Source organism: Streptomyces sp. NRRL S-455 (assembly GCF_000717875.1).
Lineage (GTDB): Bacteria > Actinomycetota > Actinomycetes > Streptomycetales > Streptomycetaceae > Streptomyces.
On record NZ_JOCT01000028.1, the window covers coordinates 1 to 22382 of the forward strand.

The 22382-nt window shown below is 72.4% G+C and carries 18 protein-coding genes and 1 rRNA gene; 14 read left to right on the plus strand and 5 right to left on the minus strand.

Annotated features, from left to right (window positions below):
* Positions 1 to 96: ribosomal RNA gene (rrf, locus tag IE97_RS39435) — 5S ribosomal RNA — on the plus strand; the annotation flags it as partial.
* 1226 nt (positions 97 to 1322) lie between these two features.
* Positions 1323 to 2060 (plus strand): tetratricopeptide repeat protein, encoded by a 738-nt coding sequence (locus IE97_RS42620; RefSeq protein WP_199807102.1) that lies wholly within the window; start codon positions 1323 to 1325, stop codon positions 2058 to 2060.
* A 76-nt stretch (positions 2061 to 2136) separates the two neighbouring features.
* On the opposite strand, the gene IE97_RS0131025 is transcribed toward IE97_RS42620, so the two are convergent.
* Positions 2137 to 3429, minus strand: a complete 1293-nt coding sequence (locus tag IE97_RS0131025; RefSeq protein WP_030247778.1) for a DUF1015 family protein — start codon at positions 3427 to 3429, stop codon at positions 2137 to 2139.
* A 73-nt stretch (positions 3430 to 3502) separates the two neighbouring features.
* Between IE97_RS0131025 and IE97_RS0131030 the strand changes: the two genes are divergently transcribed.
* From IE97_RS0131030 to IE97_RS0131045, 4 genes are all read left to right on the plus strand, one after another.
* Positions 3503 to 4537, plus strand: coding sequence for an HAD hydrolase-like protein (locus tag IE97_RS0131030; protein WP_030247781.1), 1035 nt, complete (start codon positions 3503 to 3505; stop codon positions 4535 to 4537).
* 106 nt (positions 4538 to 4643) lie between these two features.
* Positions 4644 to 5687: a FecCD family ABC transporter permease gene (locus IE97_RS0131035; protein WP_030247783.1), complete on the plus strand. Its 1044-nt coding sequence runs from the start codon at positions 4644 to 4646 to the stop codon at positions 5685 to 5687.
* Positions 5684 to 6724: a FecCD family ABC transporter permease gene (locus tag IE97_RS0131040; protein ID WP_030247785.1), complete on the plus strand. Its 1041-nt coding sequence runs from the start codon at positions 5684 to 5686 to the stop codon at positions 6722 to 6724. The genes IE97_RS0131035 and IE97_RS0131040 overlap by 4 nt, the downstream gene beginning before the upstream one ends.
* On the plus strand, positions 6721 to 7581 hold the full coding sequence (locus IE97_RS0131045) for an ABC transporter ATP-binding protein (protein WP_106975468.1): 861 nt from the start codon (positions 6721 to 6723) through the stop codon (positions 7579 to 7581). Before IE97_RS0131040 ends, IE97_RS0131045 begins: the two co-directional genes overlap by 4 nt.
* Here the strand turns inward: IE97_RS0131045 and IE97_RS0131050 are convergent.
* Complete coding sequence (locus IE97_RS0131050) at positions 7565 to 7912, minus strand: sterol-binding protein (RefSeq protein ID WP_030247788.1); 348 nt, start codon at positions 7910 to 7912, stop codon at positions 7565 to 7567. The genes IE97_RS0131045 and IE97_RS0131050 overlap by 17 nt on opposite strands.
* A gap of 42 nt (positions 7913 to 7954) precedes the next feature.
* On the opposite strand from IE97_RS0131050, the gene IE97_RS0131055 reads away from it, so the two are divergent.
* The 5 genes from IE97_RS0131055 (at position 7955) to IE97_RS0131075 (ending at position 13248) form a co-directional block, all read left to right on the plus strand.
* The gene (locus tag IE97_RS0131055) at positions 7955 to 8266 is read left to right on the plus strand and encodes a hypothetical protein (protein ID WP_030247791.1); all 312 of its coding nucleotides are present in this window, start codon (positions 7955 to 7957) and stop codon (positions 8264 to 8266) included.
* Between the two features lie 31 nt (positions 8267 to 8297).
* Positions 8298 to 9113 carry a TlyA family RNA methyltransferase gene (locus IE97_RS0131060; protein WP_030247793.1) on the plus strand — a complete coding sequence of 272 codons (816 nt, stop codon included), beginning with the start codon at positions 8298 to 8300 and terminating at the stop codon, positions 9111 to 9113.
* Complete coding sequence (locus tag IE97_RS0131065) at positions 9110 to 10015, plus strand: NAD kinase (RefSeq protein ID WP_030247795.1); 906 nt, start codon at positions 9110 to 9112, stop codon at positions 10013 to 10015. The genes IE97_RS0131060 and IE97_RS0131065 overlap by 4 nt, the downstream gene beginning before the upstream one ends.
* A gap of 157 nt (positions 10016 to 10172) precedes the next feature.
* Entirely contained in the window at positions 10173 to 11891 is a 1719-nt protein-coding gene (recN, locus tag IE97_RS0131070; protein WP_030247797.1) for a DNA repair protein RecN, read from the plus strand.
* Positions 11892 to 12102: 211 nt separating this feature from the next.
* Positions 12103 to 13248 carry a glycosyltransferase family 4 protein gene (locus tag IE97_RS0131075; RefSeq protein ID WP_030247799.1) on the plus strand — a complete coding sequence of 382 codons (1146 nt, stop codon included), beginning with the start codon at positions 12103 to 12105 and terminating at the stop codon, positions 13246 to 13248.
* Positions 13249 to 13354: 106 nt separating this feature from the next.
* Here IE97_RS0131075 and IE97_RS0131080 read toward each other — a convergent pair whose 3' ends face one another.
* Complete coding sequence (locus IE97_RS0131080) at positions 13355 to 14998, minus strand: PucR family transcriptional regulator (protein WP_030247801.1); 1644 nt, start codon at positions 14996 to 14998, stop codon at positions 13355 to 13357.
* A 105-nt stretch (positions 14999 to 15103) separates the two neighbouring features.
* Between IE97_RS0131080 and IE97_RS0131085 the strand changes: the two genes are divergently transcribed.
* Complete coding sequence (locus IE97_RS0131085) at positions 15104 to 16060, plus strand: LLM class F420-dependent oxidoreductase (RefSeq protein WP_030247802.1); 957 nt, start codon at positions 15104 to 15106, stop codon at positions 16058 to 16060.
* Here the strand turns inward: IE97_RS0131085 and IE97_RS0131090 are convergent.
* On the minus strand, positions 16047 to 17429 hold the full coding sequence (locus IE97_RS0131090; protein WP_030247804.1) for an FAD-binding oxidoreductase: 1383 nt from the start codon (positions 17427 to 17429) through the stop codon (positions 16047 to 16049). The genes IE97_RS0131085 and IE97_RS0131090 overlap by 14 nt on opposite strands.
* Before the next feature lie 67 nt (positions 17430 to 17496).
* Positions 17497 to 19299, minus strand: coding sequence for a glycoside hydrolase family 15 protein (locus IE97_RS0131095; protein WP_030247806.1), 1803 nt, complete (start codon positions 19297 to 19299; stop codon positions 17497 to 17499).
* Between the two features lie 516 nt (positions 19300 to 19815).
* On the opposite strand from IE97_RS0131095, the gene IE97_RS0131100 reads away from it, so the two are divergent.
* Complete coding sequence (locus IE97_RS0131100) at positions 19816 to 21474, plus strand: CTP synthase (protein WP_030247809.1); 1659 nt, start codon at positions 19816 to 19818, stop codon at positions 21472 to 21474.
* Between the two features lie 96 nt (positions 21475 to 21570).
* The gene (locus tag IE97_RS0131105; RefSeq protein WP_030247811.1) at positions 21571 to 22197 is read left to right on the plus strand and encodes an NUDIX domain-containing protein; all 627 of its coding nucleotides are present in this window, start codon (positions 21571 to 21573) and stop codon (positions 22195 to 22197) included.
* Positions 22198 to 22382 lie beyond the last annotated feature (185 nt).

The following is a 22382-nucleotide window of genomic DNA, read 5'->3' on the forward strand; positions in this document are numbered from 1 at the left end:
GAAACGCCCGGTTACATTCCGAACCCGGAAGCTAAGCCTTACAGCGCCGATGGTACTGCAGGGGGGACCCTGTGGGAGAGTAGGACGCCGCCGAACAATCTTTGGAAGGACCCCTGGTCACCAGCGTTCAGCTGGGACCAGGGGTCCTTTTTATTTTTGCGGTGCGCGCCGGGTACCCGGCTGCGCGAGAATGACTTGCGGTACCGAAGACAGGAGTCACCATGTCCACCAACTCTCCCGACGACCGACCGGAGCGCGACCAGCGGCGACGGGAGGAGGACCGGAACGACCGCGGTCACCGTGGTGGTCAGCGCGGGGACCGCGGAGACCGTGGGGGCTTCCGCCGCGACAACGACCGCGGCAGCTACGGGCGTCGTGAAGGCGACCGGGGCGACCGCACCGACCGAGGTGAGCGGGGCGGCTTCCGCCGGGACGACAGCCGCGGTGGCGGTTACGGCCGGCGCGACGACCGCGACCGTGGACCGCGCCGGGACGACCGTGGTGGTGACCGTCCTTCCTTCCGGCGCGACGACCGTGGTGGTGACCGCCCCTCCTTCCGGCGCGACGACCGCGGTGAGCGTGGTGGCCCCCGTCGGGATGACAACCGTCGGGATGACAACCGCAGCGGTGGGTACGGGCGGCGCGACGGCCGTCGGGGCGATGTACGTCGTGGGGACGACCGACGCGGCGACGACCGCGGGCAGCGCGGTGGTTTCCGACGGGATGACCGACGGGATGACCGGCGGGATGACCGTCGGGACGACAGGCGCGATGACCGGCGCGAGGGCGAGCGCGGCGGATACCCCCGCCGAGACGACCGAGGGTTCCGTGGCGACAACCGGGACCGCGGCTTCCGTGGCGATGACCGCGACCGAGGTCACCGCAGTGACGATCGGGACCGTGGGTTCCGTACCGATGACCGCGACCGCGGCTTCCGTGGCGATGACCGCGACCGCGACCGCGGTTACCGGCGTGACGACCGTGGTGGTTTCCGGGGTCGTGACGACCGGCGCGGGGACGACCGTGGGGACCGTGGCGGTTTCCGGCGTGATGATGCCGGTCGCGGCGGGCGTCCCGGGTTCCGTCGCGAGGACGGACCGCGCGGCGACCGTGGTGAGTTCAGGCGAGATGACCGCGGCGACCGCGGTGAGCGTGGCGGCTTCCGGGGCCGTGACGACCGTGGTGGGCGCGGCCCCCGGCGCGATGACCGCGGTGGCCGTCCCGGCGGCTTCCGCGGCCGTGACGACCGGCGCGGCGACGAGCGTCGCGGTGGCGGCCGTTTCCGTGAGGAGCGGGACCGGGACCGGGAGCCGATCAAGCGGCTGCCGATCCCCGAGGACGTCACGGGCGAGGAGATCGACAAGGACGTGCGGCAGGAGCTGCAGAGCCTGCCGAAGACGCTCGCGGACGACGTCGCCAGGAACCTGGTGATGGTGGCCCGGCTCCTCGACGAGGACCCCGAGGGCGCGTACGGCTACTCCAGGGTGGCGCTGCGGCTGGCCTCGCGTGTCGCGGCCGTGCGGGAGGCCGCCGGGTTCGCCTCGTACGCCAACCAGAAGTACGGCGAGGCGCTGGCCGAGTTCCGGGCCGCCAAGCGGATGACCGGGAACATCGACCTGTGGCCCGTCATGGCCGACTGCGAGCGCGGGCTCGGACGGCCCGAGAAGGCGCTGGACATGGCCGGCGCACCCGAGGTGGGCAAGCTCGACAAGGCCGGGCAGGTCGAGATGCGGCTCGTGGCGGCCGGTGCGCGGCGGGACATGGGGCAGCTGGACGCGGCCATCGTGACACTGCAGAGCCCGGAGCTGGCCTCCAACTCCGTGCAACCGTGGACCGCGCGGCTGCGGTACGCGTACGCCGACGCGTTGCTCGCCGCCGGGCGGGAGAGCGAGGCGCGCGAGTGGTTCGCGAAGGCCGTGGAGGCCGACCGCGACGGCAGCACGGACGCCTCGGACCGGCTCGCCGAGCTGGACGGTGTGGAGTTCGTCGACGCCCTGTCCGACGACGAGGCCGAAGACGAGGCCAGGGGCGGGGACGCCTCCGAGGAGGAGAAGGACTGACGCTCTGCAGAAGGGGGGCGGATCCCGGTCGGGATCCGCCCCCCTTCGTGCGTTCGGAGGTCGTGTTCCGAGGTGTTCAGACGTCCAGTGCCCGCAGCACCAGGCCCGACGCCGGCTTCGGCCCGAACGAGGTCGACTTGCGTGGCATCGTCACGCCCTGCCGGGCCAGGTCGCGGACGACCTCCTCGCGGACCGGGTGCATCAGCACGGCCGTACCGCCGTCGCGTTCAGCCTTCGCGACGGTCGCGGCCGTGTCGTGGATGTAGGCGATGTGCGCGGGGGAGTCCTCGGGGACGCGCCAGACGTGGTCGAGGAGCGTGGCGTGCAGGACCGTCGCGTCGAGGGCGCGCCAGGCCGCGGGGCGGTCGGCGGGGATCGTACGGGCCAGGAGTTCCGGGTCAGGACGGTCGACGAGGTGGAAGGAGCCGTCGCCGGCCAGCAGGAACGCGTTGCCCGCACAGGCAGCGTCCGCCAGCGCATCAAGGGCCTCGGGCAGGGCGGCGTGGAGGCGGCGTACCCGGAAGAGGCCGTGCAGGGCGGCCACGGCCCGGTCGACGGGCAGGCCGTGGAGGAGGCGGTGGATGGCACGGACGCGGAGGGGGTAGCGGGCGGTGTCGACCAGGAGGACCAGGCCGTGGTCCCACGGGCTGGGTGAGGGGTGCTCGGCGCGGAGGCGGCGGTAGGTCGCCCAGCGGTGGTGGCCGTCCGCGATGAGGGCCTGGTGGCGGGCCAGGTCGGTTTGGATCGTGGCCAGATCGGCGGGGCCGGTGACCGACCACAGGCGGTGGCTGACGCCGTCCTCCGTCGTGGTGGCGAGGAGGGGTGGCAGTCCGGCGGTGCGCTCGATGAGGTCGGTTGTGGCGGTCGTCGAGCCGTTGCCGCGGTACGTGAGCAGCAGGGGTTCGAGGTTCGCGGAGGTGGCCCGCATGAGGTCCGCGCGGTCGGCGACGACGTGCGGCATGACGTCCTCGTGCGGTAGCACCACCTGCTCGGCCGGGTCCGACACCCGCAGGGCGCCGATGATGCCGCGTTGCAGCATGCCGTCGTCGTGGCGCTGTTCGTAGACGTACAGGCCGGGTTCCGGGTCGGTGGTCAGGACGCCCTCGGACAGCCAGCGGCGCAGGGTGCCGGCGGCCTGCTCGTTGCGGGCGCTGGGCGTGGCGGCCTGGGGCAGGATCAGACGGACGATGTTGTGCGGGTCGGAGGATTCGAGGTGGTGCAGGCCGTCGGGGCGCACCACGACGTCGTACGGCGGAGATGTCACGGCGGCAAGGCTGCCGACCCGGTCGGGGTCGTAACGAAGGCCTCGGAACGGGGTGAGTTCCAGGCCTCGGTGCGTCGTTGCCTCCGAGTGACCTGCTGTGTTCATCCCGGCATCGTACGGGTGTCAGTGCCATGGGGGATGATCGGGGGAAAAGCCGTCGAACGAGGAGCGATGCGGGATGAGCCGGAGCGTCAGGACGAGGCCCGAGGGCAGTGGGCAGGCCCTGAGCGAGGCGTACGACACGGCGCTGCTCGATCTGGACGGGGTCGTGTACGCGGGGGGCAGCGCTATCGCGTACGCGGTCGAGTCGCTGGCCGAGGCCCGGGAGGGCGGGATGCGCCTGGCGTACGTGACCAACAACGCGCTGCGGACGCCGGACACCGTGGCCGCGCACCTCACCGAGCTGGGGATACGGCCCACGGGCGCGGACGACGTCATCACCTCGGCGCAGGCGGTCGCGCGGCTGATCAGCGAGCAGGTGCCGCAGGGTGCCCGGGTGCTGGTGATCGGCGGCGAGGGACTGCGGGTGGCGCTTCGGGAACGCGGGCTGGTGCCCGTCGAGTCGGCGGACGACGATCCGGCGGCGGTGGTGCAGGGCTACGGCGGGCCCGAGCTGCCCTGGGGCCGTTTCGCTGAGGCCTGTTACGCGGTCGCGCGCGGTGTGCCGTGGTTCGCGTCCAACACCGACCTGACGATCCCGAGCGGGCGCGGGATCGCGCCGGGCAACGGGGCGGCGGTGGAAGTGGTGCGGATCGCCACGGGTGCCGAGCCGCAGGTCGCGGGCAAGCCGTTGCCCCCGATGCATCGCGAGACGATCCTGCGGACCGGGGCGAAGCGGCCGCTCGTCGTGGGGGACCGGCTGGACACGGACATCGAGGGCGCGTTCAACGGGGACGTCGACTCGCTGCTGGTTCTGACCGGGGTGACCGACGGCGCGCGGTTGCTGGCCGCGGCGCCGCAGCACCGGCCGACGTATGTGGACGCCGATCTGCGCGGGATGCTCCGCGGTCAGCCGGAGGTCGGGGAGGTGGGCGACGGCGGGTTCCGATGCGGTGGCTGGACGGCGACGGCCGGTGCCGGCCGACTGGAACTCGACGGGGACGGCGAGGCGCTGGACGGGCTGCGCGCGTTGTGCGCCGCGGCGTGGACGGCCGCCGGTGAGGGTAGGTGCGAGCTGGACGGGGAGAAGGCGCTGGCACGGCTGGGGCTCTGAGCGCCTGCTCGGGTCGGGGTTCCTGGAGCGCGCCGGCACAAGCACCGGCGTCGGCGGCGGCGGTCCGGAATCGTGACTGAATGAGAGGGTAGGCTAACCTAACTGCGTGTTGGTCGACAGTCCCCCCGAACAGCGCGCGGAGACCGCCCCCGCGCCCCCAACCCGACGGGCGGTTCGAGCCTTTGGGCTGCTCCTCGCCCTCGCGATCCTGGTTCTCGTCGTGTTGGCGAGTATCGCGATCGGAGCGAAAGAGCTGTCCCTCGGGCAGGTGTGGCACGGCTTGTTCGAGGACTCGGGGACGTACGGCGACGTCGTCGTCGCCGAGCGGCTGTCGCGGACCGTGCTCGGGCTGCTCGCCGGCGCCGCCCTCGGCCTGGCCGGCGCGGTGCTGCAGGCCCTCACGCGCAACCCGCTGGCCGACCCCGGGCTGCTCGGCATCAACGCGGGCGCGTCCGCCGCGGTCGTCACGGCCATCACGTACCTCGGGATCACCTCGCTCAGCGGCTACGTGTGGTTCGCGTTCTTCGGCGCGGCGGCGGTCGGGGCGCTGGTGTGGTTCCTCGGTGGCAGCCGGGGCGCGACGCCGGTGCGGCTCGCCCTCGCCGGTACGGCGATCAGTGCCGCCCTCTACGGCTACCTCCAAGCCGTGATGATCATGGACGACGCGGCGCTCGGCAAGATGCGCTTCTGGACGCTCGGTTCGCTGTCCTCGGCGACCGACTCGACCATCCGGCAGGTCCTGCCGTTCCTGCTGGCGGGGACGGTCCTCGCGCTGGCCCTGGCCCGGCCGCTGAACGCCATGGCCATGGGTGACGACACCGCCAAGGCGCTCGGCGCCAACCTGAACCGGACGCGGGCGCTGTCCATGCTGGCCGCGACCGTGCTCTGCGGGGCCGCGACCGCCGCCTGCGGCCCGATCGTCTTCGTCGGGCTGATGGTGCCGCACGTCGTGCGTTCCTTCACCGGGCCCGATCTGCGCTGGATCCTGCCGTACGCGGCGATCCTGTCGCCCGTGCTGCTGCTCGGCGCCGACGTCATCGGCCGGATCGTGGCCCGGCCCGCGGAACTCCAGGTGGGCATCGTCACCGCGATCCTCGGCGGCCCGGTGTTCATCTTTCTCGTACGACGGCGGAGGACGGCGCAGCTGTGAAGACCACCAACCGTGCTGTGCGGACCCCGGGCGGGCTCTCCCTGCGCCTGGACGTACGGGCGTTCACCGTCGTACTCCTGCTGCTGGTCTCGGCCCTCGCGGCGAGCGTCGCGCTCATCGGCACCGGAGACTTCCCGATCCCGGCCGCCGACGTGCTGAAGACGCTGGTGGGCGAGGGCAACGCGGGCCAGGAGTTCATCGTCAACGAGCTGCGGCTGCCGCGCGTCCTGGTCGGGCTGCTGGTCGGCGCCTCGCTCGGACTCGGCGGCGCGCTGTTCCAGTCCATCTCCCGCAACCCGCTGGGCAGTCCGGACGTCCTGGGCCTCGGGCAGGGCGCGACGGCCGGTGCGCTCACGGTGATCGTGCTGTTCTCCGGGACCGCGGGCCAGGTCGCCGTCGGCGCGCTCGTGGGCGGCCTGGCCACCGGCCTCGCGATCTACGTGCTCGCCTGGAAGCGGGGCGTGCACGGATACCGGCTGGTGCTGGTCGGCATCGGTGTCTCGGCGATCGTCACGGCGGTCAACGGCTATCTGCTGACCAAGTCCGACATCGTGGACGCGGCCCGCGCGGTCGTGTGGATGACCGGGTCGCTCGACGGCCGTGACTGGGCGCAGGTCTGGCCGCTGCTCGGGCTGTGCGCCGTACTCGTGCCGCTCGTCCTGGTCAACGCGCGCGGGCTGCGGATGATGGAGATGGGCGACGACGTGTCGTACGCCCTCGGGATACGGGTGGAGCGCGTGCGGCTGCTGCTGATGGTGGCGGCCGTACTGCTGACCGCGTCCGCGACGGCCGCGGCCGGCCCCGTCAGCTTCGTGGCGCTCACCGCGCCGCAGCTGGCCCGGCGCCTGACCCGTGCGCCCGGCCCGAACCTGCTGGCGTCCCTCTGCATGGGCGCCGCCCTGCTGGTCGCCGCCGACTTGCTCTCGCAGCGGGCGTTCGGCGCCGAGCAGTTGCCCGTGGGCGTCGTCACCGGCGTACTCGGCGGCGTCTACCTGCTGTGGCTGCTGGTCACCGAGCGCAGGGCGGGCAGGATATGAGCGAAAACCGAAGGAGCACTGTGAACCGTCTGTCCGCCGAGAGCGTCACCCTCGCCTACGACCAGCGGGTCATCGCCGAGCAGTTGTCGGTGGAGATACCCGACAACTCCTTCACCGTGATCGTGGGCCCCAACGCGTGCGGCAAGTCGACACTGCTGCGGGCGCTGTCGCGGATGCTCAAGCCGAGCACGGGCCGGGTACTGCTCGACGGTCAGGTCATCCAGTCGATGCCCGCGAAGAAGGTCGCCCGCACCCTGGGCCTGCTGCCCCAGTCGTCCATCGCGCCCGACGGCATCACCGTCGGTGACCTGGTGGGCCGCGGCCGCTATCCGCACCAGGGCATCCTGCGCCAGTGGTCCACCGAGGACGAGCGCGTCGTCCAGGAGTCGATGCGGCAGACCGGTGTCGCCGAACTCGCCGACCGCTACGTGGACGAGCTGTCGGGCGGTCAGCGCCAGCGGGTGTGGATCGCCATGGCGCTCGCCCAGCAGACGCCGCTGCTGCTGCTCGACGAGCCGACGACGTTCCTGGACATCCAGCACCAGATCGACGTGCTGGACCTGTGCGCGGAACTGCACGAGGAGCAGGGTCGCACGCTCGTCGCCGTGCTGCACGACCTGAACCACGCCGCCCGCTACGCCACGCACCTCATCGCCCTGCGCGAGGGCACGGTCATCGCCGAGGGCGCGCCGAGCGACATCGTCACGGCCGAGCTGGTCGAGGAGGTCTTCGGGCTGCGCTGCCAGGTGATCGACGACCCGGAGACGGGCACGCCGCTGGTGGTGCCGGCGGCGCGGAAGGCACGCGCCGGGGCGGGCGCCGGGGCCGGGAGGCCGGCGGTTACAGAATCTTCCTGAGCTGGAGCAGGTCCCGCACCCCCGCGTGGAGCTTCACCCGGCCCGAGCCCCAGGCCTTGGCGAAGTGCAGCTCGCCGTCCACCAGCGCCACCAGATCGTCACCGGTCATGACGAGCCTGATCTCGGCCTTGGAGGGCGGCGGTCCCTGCACGGTGTCGTGCACCTCGATCCGTCCGCCGCGCATACGGCCGACGAAGGTCACGTCCAGGTCCGTGATGTGGCAGCTCACCGAACGGTCCAGGGCCGCGGCCTCGCGGACGTCCCCTTCGGCGCGCTGCATGTTGTCCGAGAGCTTGTCGAGTGCGCTGCGGCACTCCTCGATCGTGGCCATCGCGATCGACGGTACCGCAGCGGTTCGCGGTAGCGTCGGGGCATGGACGACGCAGTACCCCCGACGGACCTCCCGGAGGAAGGGCAGCAGGCGGAGCCCGACCACGATCCCGCCGCCCCCGCTCCCCTGAACGTGCCCCGCACCCCCACCGGCGACGCCGAGGTGGACGCCGCCCTGCACCGGCTCGGCGACGCGGACCACCTCGCCACCGACGGACATGTGGAGGTGTACGAGGATGTACACCGGGGGCTGCGCGACGCGCTCACCGCGCTCGACGCCCGCCCGGGACCTCCGGCTCCCGCCCGTCACCCGACCACCACCCCTCAACGAGACCCTTCGGGTCGCCCTCTCTGATCACCGCACGGACCTAGGAGCTGAACACACCGTGGCAGGAGTCGCACGCCGCCGTCTCGACGCGGAGCTGGTCCGCCGGAAGCTGGCGCGCTCGCGTGAGCATGCCGGCCAGCTGATCGCCGCCGGGCGTGTCTCCGTCGGCAAGACCGTCGCGACCAAGCCCGCCACACAGGTGGAGACCGCGGCGGCGATCGTCGTCGCGGCCGACGAGAACGATCCCGACTACGTCTCGCGCGGCGGACACAAGCTCGCCGGCGCGCTGCAGGTCTTCATGCCGCAGGGTCTGGCCGTGGAGGGACGCAGGGCCCTGGACGCCGGCGCCTCCACCGGCGGTTTCACCGACGTCCTGCTGCGCGCGGGCGCCGCCCACGTCGTCGCCGTGGACGTCGGATACGGGCAACTCGCATGGTCTCTGCAGAAAGATGAACGCGTCACCGTCAAGGACCGTACGAACGTACGCGAGTTGACACTTGAAGAGATCGATGGGGAGCCTGTGGATCTTGTCGTGGGGGATTTGTCCTTCATTCCGCTCGGGCTGGTCCTGCCCGCCCTGGTGCGGTGCGTGAAGCCGGACGCCGACCTGGTGATGATGGTCAAGCCGCAGTTCGAGGTGGGGAAGGAGCGGCTGGGCAGCGGTGGAGTCGTACGCAGCCCCCAGCTGCGCGCCGAAGCGGTGACGGGGGTGGCCGAGAAGGCCCGGGGGCTGGGGCTCGGGGTGAAGGGCGTGACGGCCAGTCCGCTGCCCGGACCGTCGGGGAATGTCGAATACTTCTTGTGGCTGCGGTCCGGGGCACCGGAACTGGACCCGGCCGATGTCGACCGAGCAGTGGCGGAGGGGCCGCGTTGACCGAGAACCGAGCTCGTACTGTTTTCCTGCTCGCCCACACGGGGCGGCCCGCCGCCGTGCGCAGTGCCGAGCTCGTCGTGAAGGGGCTGCTGCGCTCCGGCCTCGGCGTGCGCGTCCTGGAGGCCGAGGCGCGTGACCTGCCGCTGCCGGAGGAGGTGGAACTGGTCAAGGAGGCGACTCCGCAGTGCCTCGACGGGTGCGAGCTGCTCATCGTGCTGGGCGGCGACGGCACGCTGCTGCGCGGCGCTGAGTTCGCCCGGGCCTCCGGGGTGCCGATGCTCGGCGTCAATCTCGGGCGGGTCGGGTTCCTCGCCGAGGCCGAGCGGGACGACCTCGACAAGGTCGTCGACCGGGTGGTGACGAAGGCGTACGAGGTCGAGGAGCGGATGACCGTCGACGTCGTCGTGCACCGCAACGGGGACATCGTGCACACCGACTGGGCACTGAACGAGGCGGCCGTGCAGAAGGTGTCCGCGGAGCGGATGCTGGAGATCGTCCTCGAGATCGACGGGCGTCCGGTGACGGGGTTCGGCTGTGACGGGATCGTGTGTGCGACGCCCACGGGGTCGACGGCCTACGCGTTCTCCGCGGGCGGTCCCGTGGTGTGGCCCGAGGTCGAGGCGCTGCTGATGGTGCCGATCTCCGCGCACGCGCTGTTCGCGAAGCCGTTGGTGACATCGCCGGATTCTGTGTTGGCTGTGGAGGTTCTGCCACACATTCCGCCGGGCGTGCTGTGGTGCGACGGGCGGCGGACGGTGGAGTTGCCGCCCGGGGCCAGGGTCGAGGTGCGGCGGGGGGCCGTGCCGGTGCGGCTGGCTCGGCTGCACCACGCGTCCTTCACGGACCGGCTGGTGGCCAAGTTCGCGCTGCCTGTGTCCGGGTGGCGGGGGGCTCCTCACTAGCGTGGTCGTCCGTTGTCGGCGGGCGCGGGTTGTTCGTGGTTGTTCGCGCAGTTCCCCGCGCCCCCAAGCAGGGCGCTGCCACTCTCGTGGGTGACAAGGGCAGGCCAGTCGCAATCCTTGGCTTGGACCTCGTAAGGTCTTGTCCGTGTTGGAGGAGATGCGGATACGGTCGCTCGGTGTGATCGACGACGCCGTTGTCGAGCTGTCGCCCGGGTTCACCGCGGTCACCGGTGAGACGGGTGCGGGCAAGACCATGGTGGTCACCAGCCTCGGGTTGCTGCTGGGCGGGCGCGCGGATCCGGCGCTTGTGCGGATCGGGGCCGGGAAGGCGGTCGTGGAGGGGCGGATCACCGTCCCGGACGACGCCACGGCAGCCGTACGCGCCGAGGAGGCCGGGGCCGAGCTCGACGACGGTGCCCTGCTGATCAGCCGTACCGTTTCCGCCGAGGGGCGCTCCCGGGCGCACCTGGGCGGGCGCGGCGTGCCCGTGGGGGTGCTGGCCGAGCTCGCCGACGAGCTGGTGGCCGTGCACGGGCAGACCGACCAGCAGGGGCTGCTCAAGCTGTCCCGGCAGCGGCAGGCGCTCGACCGGTACGCGGGTGACGCGGTCGCGGTGCCGTTGGCCAAGTACCAGGAGGCCTACAAGCGGCTGCGGGCCGTCTCCGCGGAACTCGACGAGATCAGCACGCGTGCGCGGGAACGGGCCCAGGAGGCCGACATGCTGCGCTTCGGGCTCGACGAGATCGCCGCCGTCGAGCCCCGGGCCGGTGAGGACACCGAGCTGGCCGAGGAAGCCGAGCGGCTCGGGCACGCCGAGGCGCTGGCGTCGGCCGCCGCGGCCGCGCACGGCGCCCTCGCGGGCAACCCGGAGGACCCGGAGGGTGTCGACGCCGGGACGCTCGTCGCGGGCGCGCAGCGGGCCCTGGACGCCGTACGGTCGCACGACCCGGCGCTGGCCGCGCTCGCCGACCGCATCGGGGAGATCGGCATCCTGCTGCGCGACGCGGCAGGGGATCTGGCCGGGTACGCCGACGATCTGGACGCCGACCCACTGCGGCTGGCCGCCGTCGAGGAACGGCGGGCCGCGCTCACCGGGCTGACGCGGAAGTACGGCGAGGACATCGCCTCCGTGCTGGCCTGGGCCGAGCGGAGTGCCGCCCGGCTCACCGAACTCGACGGCGACGACGAGCGGATCGGGGAACTGACCGCCGAGCGGGACGCGCTGCGGAGCGAACTGGGCGGGCTGGCACAGGCGTTGACGGACGCCCGGACGGAGGCCGCCGAGCGGTTCGCCGCCGCCGTGACCGCCGAGCTGGCCTCGCTCGCCATGCCGCACGCGCGTGTGTCGTTCGACATCCGGCAGACCGAGGACCCCGAGGGCGTCGAGGTCGGCGGCCGTGCCGTCGCGTACGGACCCGCCGGTGCCGACGAGGTCGAGCTGCTGCTTGCCCCGCACCCGGGCGCGCCGCCCCGGCCGATCGCCAAGGGGGCGTCCGGCGGTGAGCTGTCCCGGGTGATGCTGGCCGTGGAGGTCGTCTTCGCGGGGACGGATCCCGTGCCCACGTATCTGTTCGACGAGGTCGACGCCGGTGTGGGCGGCAAGGCGGCGGTCGAGATCGGGCGGCGGCTCGCACGCCTGGCGAAGACCGCGCAGGTCGTGGTCGTGACACATCTGCCGCAGGTGGCCGCCTTCGCCGACCGGCAGTTGCTGGTCGAGAAGACCAGCGACGGGTCGGTCACCCGTTCCGGCGTGAAGGTGCTGGAAGGGGAGGACCGGGTGCGGGAGCTGTCCCGCATGCTCGCCGGACAGGAGGACTCGGAGACGGCCCGGGCCCACGCGGAGGAGTTGCTGGCGACGGCTCGGGCGGACGGGTAGCCGAAGCGGCGTCGGGCGCCAGGGCGGGCAGGTGTACCCATCGTCACTCGTGTGGGTGACTTGGTTCGGCGCATTCCCCGACGCCGCGCCCCACTGTCGCCCTGTTGCGATTGGGGCGTTCCCTGTACCCCCGGATGTCCTGGCATCCTTGGCGGAGTACGCGCGGGAAACCGCTTCGTGCTCGCCCGACCCGAACCAGGAGCCCGGCCACGTGACCCCCGTGAGCAGCCACTCACCGCATGGCCAGTCGCCGCTGCGCACCGTGCAGGTGCTGGGCGGAGGCAATGCCGCCAGCAGTGCGCATGTGCGCTCCCTGGCCGCGGGGCTCGTCGCGAGGGGCGTGAGAGTCACGGTGTGCGCCCCCTTCGAGGCGGATCGCACCTATGACTTCAGGGGTGTCGGGGCCGATCACGTGCACGTGCCGCGCAGCAGTGACCCGGTGTCGGTGGCGGCGCTGCGGGCGGCCTGTGCCCACGCCGATCTGGTCCACGCCCATGGGCTGCACGCCTCCTTCCGTACCGTCCTGGCACTCAGCGGGCGGCGGGTGAGTACGCCGCTGGTCGTCACGTGGCACGACCGGGCGTATGCCGACGGCGCCCGCGCTCATATGCTGCGGGCGCTGGAGCGGCGGGTCGTGAAGGCGGCCACGGTGGTGCTGGGGACGACGTCGGCGCTGGTGGACCGGGCACGGCGGACCGGGGCGCGGGACGCCCGGCTCGCGGCCGTGGCGCTGCCCGGTCCACGCCGGCCCGTGGAACCCGACGACCCCGACCGCCTGCGGCCCAAGGTGCGTGCCGAACTCGGCTCCATCGGGCGTCCGTTGCTGATGGCCGTCGGATCCCTGGAGCGGCACCGCGGGTACGACGTGCTGCTGGACGCCGCGCGCGCGTGGAACCGTCTGGATCCCGTCCCCCTGGTCGTGATCGCGGGGGAGGGGCCGCTGCGCGGTGAACTCCAGGAACGGATCGAGCGGGAGGGACTGCCCGTCCGGCTCCTCGGGCGGCGCGAGGACATCACCGACCTCCTCGCCGCCGCCGATCTCGCCCTGCTGCCCAGCCGTCGGGAAGAGGCGCGCTCCGTCCTCGCCCAGGAGGCCCTGCACGCGCGCGTGCCGCTCGTCGCGACCGGGGTCGGCGGTGTTCCCGAACTCGTCGGGGACGCGGCCGAACTCGTCCCGTGCGGGGACGCGGGGGCACTCGCCGGCTCCGTCGTACGCCTGCTCGGCGACCCGGAACGCCGGGAACTGCTCAAGGAGAAGGGCGCCCGGCAGGCGGCGACCTGGCCGACCGAGGACGAGACGGTCGCCCAGGTGCTCAGCGTGTACGACGAGTTGACCCAGCCCCGGCCCCTCCCGTAGCTCTAGGGCCCTTCTGATGGATCTCCGCGGCGTCGCGACGCCCGGCACGCACTCTCGCACGCACCGGACGCCGCTCCTTCTCCCGCGGAGATCCATCAGAAGGGCCCTAGGGAACGTGCCTGCGGGCCCGCAGCGCCAGACTCAGGGCCAGTACGGTCTGCGGGTCGTCGAGGTCCGTGCCCAGCAACTCCCCGATGCGGGCCAGGCGGTTGTACAGGGTCTGCCGGTTGAGGTGGAGCTCCCGGGCCGTCTCCGCCTTGCGTCCGGCGTGCGCGAGGTACGTCGACAGGGTGGGCAGCAACGGCGGCCGGGAGCGGCGGTCGTGCTCCAGGACGGGGCCGAGGGCCCGGTCGACGAAGGCGGCCAGGTCCGGATGGTCGCGCAGCCGCCACAGCAGCAGGTCGATGTCCAGACGGCGCGCGTCGTACCAGGGCCGGTCGGGCAGGCCCTGGGCCGCCGTGGCCGTCTCGGCCGCGTGCCGCAGGCCCGAAGCCGCCGCCGTCCAGCCACCGGCCATCCCCACGACCACCACGGGCGGCTGCCCGCCCGGCCGCAGGATCCCGGCCCGGTCCACACCGGCCCGCAGCGCCGTCGCGACCCGGTCCGCGACCGTCGTCCGCTCCGGCTCCGAACGCAGGCCGAGCAGCACCGGCACCCGGCCCTCCACCGGCCGCACCCCGAGCAGCACCGGCACGCCCACGGACGCCAGTTCCTCCGACACCGCCCGGGCGAGCACCGCCCAGCCTCCCCCCTGGGACAGCGCGTCCCCGAGTCGCATGACCACCGGCAGCAGCGGGCCGTCGCCCGGCCTGAAGCCCAGCACCCGAGCCTGCGCCGGGGCGTCCTCCGCCGTGACCCGGCCCTCGGCGAGGTCCGTGAGGAAGTCGCCGCGCCCGCGCGCCGCCAGCTCCTCCTCCTGCCGTGCCTGCATCAGCACCACGGCCAGGATGCCCGCCGTCCGCTCGGCCGCCATCCCGTGCACGGGCGCCAGGGGCGTCCGTACGGGAAGCAGCACCAGACGTGCGCGGACGCCCCCGCTGCCGGGCCCGCCGCCCGGCACGTCCACGAGGACCGATCCCGTCGGCGGCGGCTCGTCCCGGTGCTGGCCGCGCAGCCCCTCCCACACCTGGAGCGGGTCCGCGCCCTCGGGACCGGCCCCGGCGGCGTACAGCAACTGCCCGTCCGCCGTCTCCAGGAAGACGGGGTTGCCGGCGAAGTCGGCCAGGATGCCGAGCACTTGGGGCACACCGCCGCCGCCCAGCAGGGCCCCGGTACACCGCCGGTGCACCTCCTCGGCCCGCTGGAGCAGCGCGTAGTGGCCGTTGACGATCTCGGTGTGGATCTCCTCCGTGACCGTGACGAACGCCACCTCGCGGTGGAGTTGGACGAGCGGCAGCCCGGCGGACCGTGCCGTGTCGACGAGGGCGGCCGGCAGCCGTGCGAAGCGCGGCCCGAGCTCCACCACCAGGGCGGCGATACCGCGCTCGGCCAGGGTGCGTACGAACGCCCGCTGTTCGGCCGGGCGGGTGCCGAGGCCGTAACCCGTGGTCAGCAGCAGCTCACCGCCCTTGAGGAGGGAGGCGATGTGCGGCACCTCCCCGGCGTGCACCCAGCGCACGGTGCGCCCGAGCCGCTCGGCGCCCGCCAGCACCTCGGGCAGCCCACTGCGCAGCCCCGGCAGCTCCAGCGCCCGCCGCACGGTGATCCCGGCGCCCTGGGTGCCGTAGCCGCTGTCCGTCCCGCTGTCCATGTGCCGGACGCTACCCGCGCCGGTGCCCGACGGACATCTCCGGAGGGGCACGAGGGCGATCAAGCCCCGGGAATACCGCGGAGACGACCGGGTACGGGCGCCGTCATGGACATCAGCGTGGTCGCCGCCGGGCGGGAGGACGACAGTCCCATCGAGGAGCCGTTGCGGGTCGCGGTCCTCGCGGACCGGCTCGGATACCGGGAGGTGTGGGCGGGCGAGGGAGCCACCTGGGACTCGTTCGTCCTGGCGGCGGCGATCGGAGCGGCCACCGAGCAGGCCGTGCTGACCGCCGGGCCCGTGCCGGTGAACGTGCGCGACCCGCTCACCATCGTCCGGGGCGCCGCCTCCACCGCCGCCGTCACCCGTCGGCCGGTCGGCGTGGCCCTGGGCACTTCCAGCAAACGCGTCGTCGAAGGCGTGCACGGCCGGCCGCGGACCCGGCCCGCCGCCACCCTCGCGGAGTCGGCGGCGGCCGTGCGCGCGCTGTGGGACAGCGTGCCGGGCGAGCCGATCGTGCCCGGCAGCACGTTCCCGCGCCGGCTGCCGCCGCCCGGCGGCATGGTGACCGTCGCGGCGTTCGGCGAGCGCGCGGTCGCCGCGGCCGTCGAGCACTCCGACCGGATGCTCCTCGACATCGTCTCCCCCGAGCAGGTCCGGCTGCTGCGGGCACGGATGCTCGCCGCGGCCGAGAAGGCGGGCCGTACGCCGCCGCGGCTGGCCGCCTGGCTGCCCGCCGCCGTGGATCCGGAGCCGGAATCGCTCAGGCAGGTCCTGCGCAGCGTCGTCGGCTACCTCAGGGTGCCGGGCTACAGCGACATGTTCGTCGACGCGGGGCTGGCCGAGGTCGTGGAGCTGGCCGCCAAGGGCGCCGACCCGGAGACCCTGCTGCGTGCCCTGCCCCCGAGGGCCGCGGGCACGGTCGCCCTCGTCGGCGACGCCGCCACCGTCCGGGCCCGCATCGACGCCTACGCCGAGGCCGGGCTCGACGAGATCGCCCTGGTGCCCGCCACGGCGGGCGACCCCGCGGGGGAGCGGACGCTCACGGCCCTCAGACCGGCGTGATGTTGTGGTTGAAGCGGAACACGTTGTCCGGGTCGTAGCGCTGCTTCAGCTCCGCCAGCCGCCGGGTGTTCTCGGTGCCCAGTCCGGCGGTGACCCGGTCGTCGCCCTCGTCGCCGATGAAGTTGAGGTAGACGGCGCCGGTGCTCCACGGCCGCGCGTCGGAGCGCACGTCCCGCACCCAGCGCACACAGCGTTCGTCGTCCGCCGGGTCCTCCCAGATGCCGAACGGATGCACCGCCCAGGGCGCGTCCCGGTAGGGCACCGGGTACTCGTGCGGTCCGGCCGCGATCGCGCCGCCCTGCGGGAACAGCACGTGCTGGGTACCGGTCGGAACGGGCATGGACCCGGCCCGGGCACAGAAGGTGTCCACGAAGTCGTCGGGCGCGCCCGTCAGATACTCCGCCGACCAGTAGTTCCGCATCCCCGGCGGGTCGTCGATCATGCACTGCAGGTCGGCGTACGGGATCGGGCCGACGATCTCGGCCTCGTGCGGCAGCGCCAGCAGGGGCTGGGCGACCTTGCGCATGTCGTCCTCGCCGCCGGCGTACGTCAGCAGGACAGCGCAGACCAGCCGGCCGACGAGGTGCTCGGGGACGAACTCCTCCGGGGGGCCGGTGAGGTAGATGACACCACCGGCCGCCGCGTCGGGACCGTTCGCGATCACTTCGCGGTAGGTGCGGACGGCCTCCGGGGCGTGCTCCGGGAGGTACAGCACCAGCGCGAGGGAGAACTCCGGCAGTTCGTGCAGGCGCAGCGTGAGCGCGGTGGCGACGCCGAAGTTCCCGCCGCCGCCGTGCAGGCCCCAGAACAGGTCAGGGTTCTCGTCCGCGCCGGCGTGGACCTGGTCGCCGTCGGCGGTGACGAGTTCGACGCCGAGCAGATTGTCGGCGGCCAGCCCGAAGCAGCGGTCCAGCCAGCCGGTTCCGCCGCCCAGCACGAAGCCGCCGACACCGGTGGTGGAGGCACGGCCGCCGGTCGTCGCCAGTCCGTACGGCTCGGTGGCCCGGTCCAGGTGGCTCATCGTGGCCCCGCCGCCGACCCGGACCGCGTGGGCCGCCGGATCCACGGTCACCGCGTGCATCCGGCGCAGATCGACCACCACACCGCCGTCGTTGACCGCCATGCCCGCCACGCTGTGCCCGCCGCCGCGGACCGCGACGTTCAGGTCGAGCTCCCTGGCGAACCGCACCGTCCGCACCACGTCGTCCGCGTCGGCGCACTGCGCGATCACCGCGGGCCGCCGGTCGATCATGGCGTTGAAGACGGCCCGGGCCTCGTCGTAGCCCGGGTCCTGTGGGGCGAACACGTCGCCGGTCAGTTCCTCGCGCAGCGCGGCGAGGGCCGCGCCCGCCTTCCAGAGGGGAGCCATGGCGCCCCCTTCCCGCAGGGGCAATCGTCCGCCTCCAGCCTAGGCGGACGCGGCACGTCCGGCCCGCTCAGCCGCCGTACGCCCCCGACGCCGTCAGACGCAGGGCGGTGTCGATCAGGGGCACGTGGCTGAACGCCTGTGGGAAGTTGCCCACCTGGCGCTGCAGACGCGGATCCCACTCCTCGGCCAGCAGACCGAGGTCGTTGCGCAGCGACAGCAGCTTCTCGAACAGCTTGCGGGCCTCGTCCACCCGGCCGATCATCGCCAGGTCGTCGGCCATCCAGAACGAGCAGGCCAGGAACGCGCCCTCGTCACCGGGCAGGCCGTCGACGCCCTCGTCGCCGCCCGAAGTCGGGTAGCGCAGGATGAAGCCGTCCGGCGTGGACAGCTCCCGCTGGATCGCCTCGATGGTGCCGATGACCCGCTTGTCGTCCGGCGGCAGGAAGCCCATCTGCGGGATCAGCAGCAGGGACGCGTCCAGCTCCTTCGAGCCGTAGGACTGCGTGAAGGTGTTGCGCTCCTTGTCGTAGCCCCGCTCGCACACGTCCCGGTGGATGTCGTCGCGGAGTTCCTTCCAGCGTTCCAGCGGGCCGTCCGCGTCACCGGACTCGATCAGCTTGATGGTGCGGTCGACGGCGACCCAGGCCATCACCTTCGAGTGCACGAAGTGGCGTCGCGGGCCGCGCACCTCCCAGATGCCCTCGTCCGGGTCCTGCCAGTGGTCCTCCAGGTAGCGGATCAGCTTCAGCTGGAGCAGCGAGGCGTAGTCGTTGCGCGCCAGGCCCGTCATGTGGGCCAGGTGCAGGGCCTCGGTGACCTCGCCGTAGACGTCCAGTTGGAGCTGGTGCGCGGCGCCGTTGCCGACCCGGACCGGGGTGGAGTTCTCGTAGCCCGGGAGCCAGTCCAGCTCCGCCTCGCCGAGCTCCCGCTCACCGGCGATGCCGTACATGATCTGGAGGTTCTCCGGGTCACCGGCCACGGCCCGCAGCAGCCACTCGCGCCAGGCGCGGGCCTCCTCGCGGTAGCCGGTGCGCAGCAGCGAGGACAGGGTGATCGCCGCGTCGCGCAGCCAGGTGTAGCGGTAGTCCCAGTTGCGGACGCCGCCGATGTCCTCCGGCAGGGAGGTGGTGGGCGCGGCGACGATGCCGCCGGTCGGGGCGTAGGTCAGGGCCTTCAGCGTGATCAGCGAGCGGACCACGGCCTCCCGGTAAGGCCCGTGGTACGTGCAGTGGTCGACCCACTCGCGCCAGAAGTCCTCCGTCGCCTCAAGAGACTGCTCCGGCTCGGGGAGCGGCGGCGGCTCCTTGTGCGAGGGCTGCCAGGAGATCGTGAACGCGATCCGGTCACCCGGCGCGACCGTGAAGTCCGCGTAGGTCGTCAGCGACTTGCCGTACGTCTCGGCATGTGTGTCGAACCACACGGAGTCGGGGCCGGCGACCGCCACCGTCCGCCCTTCGTGCTTGTGCACCCACGGCACCACCCGCCCGTAGGAGAACCGCATCCTGAGCGCCGAGCGCATCGGCACCCGGCCCGAGACGCCCTCCACGATCCGGATCAGCTGCGGGGCGCCGTCACGCGGCGGCATGAAATCCGTCACCCTGACCGTGCCCCGCTGGGTGTCCCACTCGGACTCCAGGATCAGCGAGTCACCGCGGTAGCTGCGCCGGGCGGCGGTGGGAGGCTCCTGGTCGGAGGCGTACGCGGGGCCGAGCCGCCAGAAGCCGTGCTCCTCGTTGCCCAGCAGTCCGGCGAAGATGGCGTGCGAGTCGAAGCGGGGCAGGCACAGCCAGTCGACTGTCCCGTCCCGGCAGACCAGGGCAGCGGTCTGCATGTCTCCGATGAGTGCGTAATCTTCGATGCGCCCGGCCACGTGCAACTCCAGTCGAACGGCCACGTCGCCCCACGAAGGGGCTGTCGCTAGTGCGGTCAAGGGGTTTTTCAGCAGTCTTGCAATGCGTCGTGAGCGATGCAGCAAAACAGGTCGCTCAGCCGTGATGCAAAGCGCCAATTGTTGCTCAACAAACTGACGAGCTCACCATGTTCCGGTGCTTACCGGCGGGGGGTGGTGCCGTTGGGCCGGGCGCGCTCGGCAGCGAGTGTCCGAGCAGGATACGACGCACGCAGATGATCTGGGTGCCGCTCCGGGCAAGGCGGGTACGCCGAACGAGTGAGCAAGGGGTGATGAACCGGTAACGGTGGCCACTTCCGTGTCGGTGCGTGCGCGGAGCGTGGCCGGAAGCCATCCCCCCGAGGCGCTGATACGCTGGTAGCCCGTGGACCGGTGGGCAGCAAACCCCCGAACCGCAGCGACGGCAACCGCCGGAGACCTCCGGCAGGCAGCCGCACCGCACCCCCAAACCGCGACCACGGGAGCCCCCTCTTGGCCATGCCGCCCGCTGCTTTTCGAAACTCGACGACCAAGCACATCTTCGTCACCGGGGGTGTCGCCTCCTCGCTCGGCAAGGGCCTGACGGCCTCCAGCCTCGGCATGCTGCTCAAGGCCCGCGGTCTGCGCGTCGTGATGCAGAAGCTCGACCCGTACCTGAACGTGGACCCGGGCACGATGAACCCCTTCCAGCACGGTGAGGTGTTCGTCACCAACGACGGCGCCGAGACCGACCTGGACATCGGCCACTACGAGCGCTTCCTCGACCGCGATCTGGACGGTTCCGCGAACGTCACCACCGGCCAGGTGTACAACACCGTGATCGCCAAGGAGCGGCGCGGCGAGTACCTGGGCGACACCGTGCAGGTCATCCCGCACATCACCAACGAGATCAAGCACCGCATCCGCCGCATGGCGACGGACGAGGTCGACGTCGTGATCACCGAGGTCGGCGGCACGGTCGGCGACATCGAGTCGCTGCCGTTCCTGGAGACGGTCCGCCAGGTCCGTCACGAGGTCGGCCGTGACAACGTCTTCGTCGTCCATATCTCGCTCCTGCCGTACATCGGCCCCTCGGGTGAGCTGAAGACGAAGCCCACCCAGCACTCGGTTGCGGCCCTGCGCAACATCGGTATCCAGCCGGACGCGATCGTGCTGCGCTGCGACCGCGAGGTGCCCACCGCGATCAAGCGCAAGATCTCCCTGATGTGCGACGTCGACGAGGCCGCCGTGGTCGCCTGCCCCGACGCCCGCTCGATCTACGACATCCCGAAGACCGTGCACGGCGAGGGCCTGGACGCCTACGTGGTCCGCAAGCTGGACCTGCCGTTCCGTGACGTCGACTGGACGACCTGGGACGACCTGCTCGACCGCGTCCACAACCCCGACCACGAGATCACCCTCGCGCTGGTCGGCAAGTACATCGACCTGCCCGACGCCTACCTGTCGGTCACCGAGGCCCTGCGCGCGGGCGGTTTCGCCAACCGGGCCCGCGTGAAGATCAAGTGGGTCACCTCCGACGACTGCAAGACCCCGGCGGGCGCGGCCCAGCAGCTCGGCGACGTCGACGGCATCTGCATCCCCGGCGGCTTCGGCGAGCGCGGTGTGACCGGCAAGGTCGGCGCCATCCGCTACGCCCGCGAGAACAAGGTCCCGCTGCTCGGCCTCTGCCTCGGCCTGCAGTGCATCGTGATCGAGGCCGCGCGCAACCTGGCCGACATCGCGGACGCCAACTCCACCGAGTTCGACCCCGCCACCGGGCACCCGGTCGTCTCCACCATGGCCGAGCAGCTCGACATCGTCGCCGGTGACGGCGACATGGGCGGCACCATGCGGCTCGGCATGTACCCGGCCAAGCTCGCCGAGGGCTCCATCGTGCGCGAGGTGTACGACGGCAAGGAGTACGTCGAGGAGCGGCACCGGCACCGCTACGAGGTGAACAACGCCTACCGCGCCGAGCTGGAGAAGAAGGCGGGCATCCTGTTCTCCGGCACCTCGCCGGACGGCAAGCTCGTCGAGTACGTCGAGTACCCGCGCGACGTCCACCCGTACCTGGTCGCGACCCAGGCGCACCCGGAGCTGCGCTCCCGGCCGACGCGTCCGCACCCGCTGTTCGCCGGGCTCGTCAGGGCCGCGGTCGAGCGGAAGACTTCGAAGTAACACACCAGTTGTACGGTGGCCGGGGTGCATCCCTTCAAAGGGTGTGCACCCCGGTTTCGTTCCGGCAGGTCGCGCAGGGCACGTGGAAGGACAGGCATGACGATCAAGGACACCCCGGAGGAGTGGGAGATCCGGGCGACGGACACCCCCTTCGTGGGCAACAAGACCTCCGTCCGTACCGACGACGTGGTCATGCCCGACGGCACCGTGGTCGGCCGTGACTACCAGGTCCACCCCGGTTCCGTGGCCGTCCTCGCCCTCGACGAGGCCGACCGTGTCCTGGTCCTGCGCCAGTACCGCCACCCCGTGCGCCACAAGCTGTGGGAGATCCCGGCCGGTCTGCTCGACGTGCCCGGCGAGAACCCGCTGAACGCCGCGCAGCGCGAGCTGTACGAGGAGGCGCACGTCAAGGCCGAGGACTGGCGGGTGCTCACCGACGTCTACACCACGCCCGGCGGCTGCGACGAGGCCGTACGGATCTTCCTCGCGCGTGACCTCTCCGAGGCCGAGGGCGAGCGGTTCGCGGTCGAGGAGGAAGAGGCCGACATGGAACTCGACCGGGTGCCGGTCGAGGACCTCGTCCGGGGCGTCCTGGCGGGCGAGCTGCACAACAACTGCCTCGTGGTGGGCGTGCTGTCGCTGGTCGCCGCGCGGAGCGGGGGCGGCCTGGACGCGCTGCGTCCGGCCCAGGCCCCTTGGCCCGCGCGCCCGTTCGAGGCGTAGGCGCTCCGCTGGGGGTGCCGCGACAGGGGGCCGCTGAGGCCGTCGGCTGGGTGCGGCGGCGTCGTGGTTTGTCGCGCCCGCGCGGCGGAGCCGCAGATCAGGCACAGCCCCGCGCCCCTAGGGGGCGAGCCTGACGCTGTCGGTCCTACGATCTGCTGATCCGATCGGGGGATGCGTCCGCCGGG